Source organism: Leisingera sp. F5, from assembly GCF_001593695.1.
This window is the reverse complement of record NZ_LUKH01000191.1, coordinates 1-4040: the sequence shown is the minus strand read 5'-3', so window position 1 is coordinate 4040 and position 4040 is coordinate 1. Positions and strand designations below refer to the sequence as shown.

Annotated in this window: 4 protein-coding genes and 4 pseudogenes; 5 read left to right on the top strand and 3 right to left on the bottom strand. The window is 58.4% G+C overall.

The genetic code is table 11. From position 1 onward, the window contains the following. Together A2I95_RS27080 and A2I95_RS27075 are read left to right on the top strand one after the other, a co-directional pair. A pseudogene (locus A2I95_RS27080) lies at positions 1-122 on the top strand (IS5/IS1182 family transposase); the annotation flags it as partial. Beyond that, positions 88-561, top strand: a complete 474-nt coding sequence (locus A2I95_RS27075; RefSeq protein ID WP_367152733.1) for a zinc-binding dehydrogenase — start codon at positions 88-90, stop codon at positions 559-561. The pseudogene A2I95_RS27080 and the gene A2I95_RS27075, both read left to right, overlap by 35 nt. Positions 562-681: 120 nt before the next feature. Here the strand turns inward: A2I95_RS27075 and A2I95_RS27070 are convergent. The 3 genes and pseudogenes from A2I95_RS27070 to A2I95_RS27060 all read right to left on the bottom strand — a co-directional run. Beyond that, positions 682-1419: pseudogene (locus A2I95_RS27070) on the bottom strand (IS3 family transposase); the annotation flags it as partial. A 1-nt stretch (position 1420) separates the two neighbouring features. Then, a pseudogene (locus A2I95_RS27065) lies at positions 1421-1642 on the bottom strand (IS481 family transposase); the annotation flags it as partial. Between the two features lie 141 nt (positions 1643-1783). Further along, on the bottom strand, positions 1784-1990 hold the full coding sequence (locus A2I95_RS27060) for a hypothetical protein (RefSeq protein WP_291734886.1): 207 nt from the start codon (positions 1988-1990) through the stop codon (positions 1784-1786). Positions 1991-2113: 123 nt separating this feature from the next. Here A2I95_RS27060 and A2I95_RS27055 point away from each other — a divergent pair, with 123 nt between their 5' ends. The 3 genes and pseudogenes from A2I95_RS27055 to A2I95_RS27045 form a co-directional block, all read left to right on the top strand. After that, positions 2114-2566, top strand: a complete 453-nt coding sequence (locus tag A2I95_RS27055) for a cytochrome c (protein ID WP_291734883.1) — start codon at positions 2114-2116, stop codon at positions 2564-2566. 12 nt (positions 2567-2578) lie between these two features. Next, positions 2579-3922, top strand: a complete 1344-nt coding sequence (locus tag A2I95_RS27050; protein WP_291734881.1) for a cbb3-type cytochrome c oxidase subunit I — start codon at positions 2579-2581, stop codon at positions 3920-3922. A gap of 3 nt (positions 3923-3925) precedes the next feature. Continuing rightward, positions 3926-4040, top strand: a pseudogene (locus A2I95_RS27045) (AAA family ATPase); the annotation flags it as partial.

Here is a 4040-nt window from a genome sequence, read left to right as displayed (position 1 = left end):
CCCCCAGCCGCGACGGCGACAGCCCGGTCTTACCGGACTTGTTGGGTCAGTTCCCCGAGGACGAAGACATCGGCACCGTGATCGCCGATGGCGCCTATGACACGCGACGCTGCCATGCCGCGTGCGGACAAAGCCGACGTTTTGCGGAAACTGGGCGCGGATATCATCCTTGATCGGGGGGCCGATCTGGTAGGCGAGCTGGGCGAAATGGCAGTCGATGTGGTGGTCGATAATGTGGCGGGTGACGGATTTCCGAACATGCTGAAGGTGCTGAAACGGGGTGGTCGGTTCGTGTCATCGGGCGCGATTGCTGGCCCGATCGTTAGCCTTGATATGCGGGACATGTATCTGAAGGACCTGACCCTGATCGGCAGCACAGCATGGGACGCGCCGGTCTTTCCCAACCTCATTTCCTATATCGAACGCGGCGAAATCCGCCCGCTACTTGCGAAAGTCTTTCCGCTCGACCAAATCGCTGAGGCGCAGCAGGAGTTTTTGAAAAAAAGCCATATCGGCAATTTCGTTCTAGTGCCTGCGACGCCCGAAACAGCTCTGGTGTGACCAAATAGGATCGGCCAACGGTGCGGTGAAGTGGTCCTGCTTTTCTGGACAGCTTTGCGGCTCAGCTAAGATGTAATCTGGTTGGTTTCATGCCGCCTTTTGAGATCGTTCTGTGTTGAAGAATGCGTCGTCGGGGGATCGTTTGTCGAGGGCCGTTTGGGGCCGCTCCGTGTTGTAGAAGCTGATCCAATCTTTGATCACCCGTTTGGCCTAGAAGCCGTCTTGCATTTCATGCAGATAAACGGCCTCCTGTTTCAGGGATCGCCACAGCCGTTCGATGAAGATGTTGCCGAGGTGGCGGCCCCGCCCATCCATCGAGATTTTGACATCAGCTTCCGTCAAAGTGGTGATCCATGCCGCACCAGTGAACTGCGATCCTTGGTCCGTATTCATGATCTCTGGTTTACCGTATTTGGCGTTGGTCTCATTCAATGCCTCCACACAAAAACTAGCGTCCAGCGTGTTCGACAGCCGCCGGGACAGCACCTTGCGCGTTGCCCAATCCATGATCGCGACCAGATAATGGCAGCCACGTCTGACTGGAATGTAGGTGATGTCACTGCACCAAACATGATTGGGTCGCGTGATTGGCAGCTTTCTCAGCAGGTAAGGGTAAATGCGATGTTGAGGATGCTTCTTGCTCGTGTTTGGACCTTTATAGATGGCCTGCAGCCCCATGATACCCATCAGACGGCGTACACGATGGCGGCCTGCGTGGAGACCATTTCTAGGCAAGTAGGCCGCGGTTTGGCGACTGCCGAAGAACGGGTACTTCGTGAACACCCGGTCAATCTCATTCATCAGTTCCAGCGTCTCAGCATTCACACCAACCGGCGTGTAATACAGCGATGATCGGCTGGTCCACGTCCTCGACGGCCAGGTAGAGCTGATAGGCATGGCTTCCGGCTTTGCCGCAATATTCGGTGCCGCGGTCCGTCAGGATGCGCAACAGGCTGATGCCGTGTCCGGCAAAGAAGGGGATAACCCTGTCATTCAGCAGGCCGGCGGCGGTGACCGCCGTTTTCCCGGTGTAGAGCTTACCGGCCGCCACCCGCGCATAGGTATCGATGAAGGTCTGCTGCTTGCGCTCCAGAAGAGCAGAAATGTCAGATCAAGTCGCGTGTTCTACAACTGAGCTTTAGCTACATTCTTGTCCAATAACCGCTTCAGTGCATTCGCCAATGTTTGCAGATGTCGCTATCTGCGCCAAGTGATCCGCACCTCACCCCATCACCCCTTTCAACTGCTCCCGGAACGCCATCTCCTCAAGCCCGTATTCCTCGCAGGCGTCAATCACCGTGTGGAACGGCGCGATCGGGCAGCCGGGGCAGATCATCTGGCGGCGCATGAACTCGCCCGCGCAGGCGGGCCAGTGGTGAAACAGCTCGGCAAGCGGCAGGTCGGGGTCGTCGAAATCGGGGCGGCGCATGGGCATCCTCCTTTTCCTGCATCCTGCGTGCGGCAATGCGCCCGGTCTTTGCGCTTCGACAATATCCGCGGCGGTGCGCGGGTTTAGGCAGGTCCTATCCGCAACTGTACTCAGGACCGCGATATGTCAGAGATACTTACCAAGTCGCGGGCCAGGAACGTTTTCTACGGAGGCTCCTTGTTCTTCGTCGTCGTGTTCGTGGCCATGACCGCGCAAAGCCACCGCTACATCGTGAACACATCCACCGCTGGCATGGAGCTGACCGACGACGTGCGTCTGGGCAAACACGTGTGGGAGCGCCACTCCTGCATCAACTGCCACACCCTGCATGGCGAGGGCGCCTATTTTGCCCCGGAGGTGGGCAATGTGATGACCCGCTGGGGCGTGCTGGACGACCCCGAAGGCGCTTATGAAATGCTTGACGGCTGGATGAAGTCGCAGCCCTCCGGCGTTGAGGGCCGCCGCCAGATGCCGTTCTTCGACCTGACCGACGAAGAGACCAAGGCCCTGTCCGAATTCCTGCGCTGGGCGGATCAGACCGATACCCAGAACTGGCCTCCGAATGACGCGGGCTGAGGGAGAGAAACAATGAAATATCAATCACAAAAGGTGGCCTATGCCTATTTCATGGTGGCAATGGGCCTGTTTGCAATTCAGGTCCTTGGCGGGCTTCTGGCCGGCTGGATCTATGTCTGGCCCAACACGCTGAGCGAGCTGCTGCCCTTCAACATCGTGCGTATGCTGCACACCAACGCGCTGATCGTCTGGCTGCTGCTGGGCTTCTTCGGTGCTGCCTATTACCTGGTGCCGGAAGAATCCGAGCGTGAGCTGTTCTCAGTCAAGCTGGCCTATATCCAACTGGCCATTCTTGTCGTCGGCACCCTGGGCGCGGTCGGATCTTACCTCGTCGGCATCCACGGCGGGCGGGAGTTCCTGGAACAGCCCCTGTGGGTCAAGTTCGGCATTCTGGTTGCGGCGGTGATATTCCTCGCGAATATCTCCCTGACCGTGCTGGCGGGCCGCAAAACCGCGATCACCAACATCCTGCTGATGGGCCTGTGGCTGCTGTCGCTGTTGTGGATCTTTGCCTTTATCAACCCGGACAACCTCAGCCTTGATAAAATGTACTGGTGGTTTGTTGTGCACCTGTGGGTGGAAGCCACCTGGGAGCTGGTGATGGCCGCGATCCTTGGCTACCTGATGCTGAAACTGACCGGTGTGGACCGCGAAGTGGTGGAGAAATGGCTCTATGTCATCGTTGCCCTGGCGCTGTTCTCCGGCATCCTCGGCACGGGCCACCATTTCCTCTGGATCGGCACACCGGGTTACTGGCAGTGGGTCGGCTCGATCTTCTCGACCCTCGAAGTGATCCCGTTCTTCGCAATGATGAGCTTTGCCTTTGTCATGGTCTGGAAGGGCCGCAAGAACCACCCGAATAAGGCCGCGCTGCTGTGGTCGCTGGGTGCTTCGACCGTGGCTTTCTTTGGCGCCGGCGTCTGGGGTTTCCTGCACACGCTGCACGGGGTGAACTACTATACCCATGGCACCCAGATCACCGCCGCCCACGGACACCTCGCGTTCTACGGCGCCTATGTGGCGATGAACCTGGCGATGTTCACCTATGCGATGCCGCACCTGCGCAACCGCGACCCCTATAACCAGGTGCTGAACATGGCGTCCTTCTGGCTGATGACCGGCGGCATGGCCTTTATGACCTTTGTGCTGACCTTTGCAGGCACCATCCAGACTCACATGCAGCGCATTGTCGGCGACTATTACATGGATGTGCAGGACCAGCTGGGATTGTTCTACCTGATGCGTCTCGGCTCTGGCGTGGTGGTGGTCTTGGGTGCGCTCTTGTTCATCTACGCAACCGTGGTGGTCCGCCGCGAAGTCATCAAACCCGGCCCCGCGGCCGTACCGGGAGAGTAAGCCATGAACGCGATGAACATGCCTTCCGTGCCCTTCTACCGTCCTGCAGGCGATGAATGCACCGTCTTCGAGATGGCCCAAGCCAACGGTCTGCCCCTTCTTCTGAAGGGGCCTACCG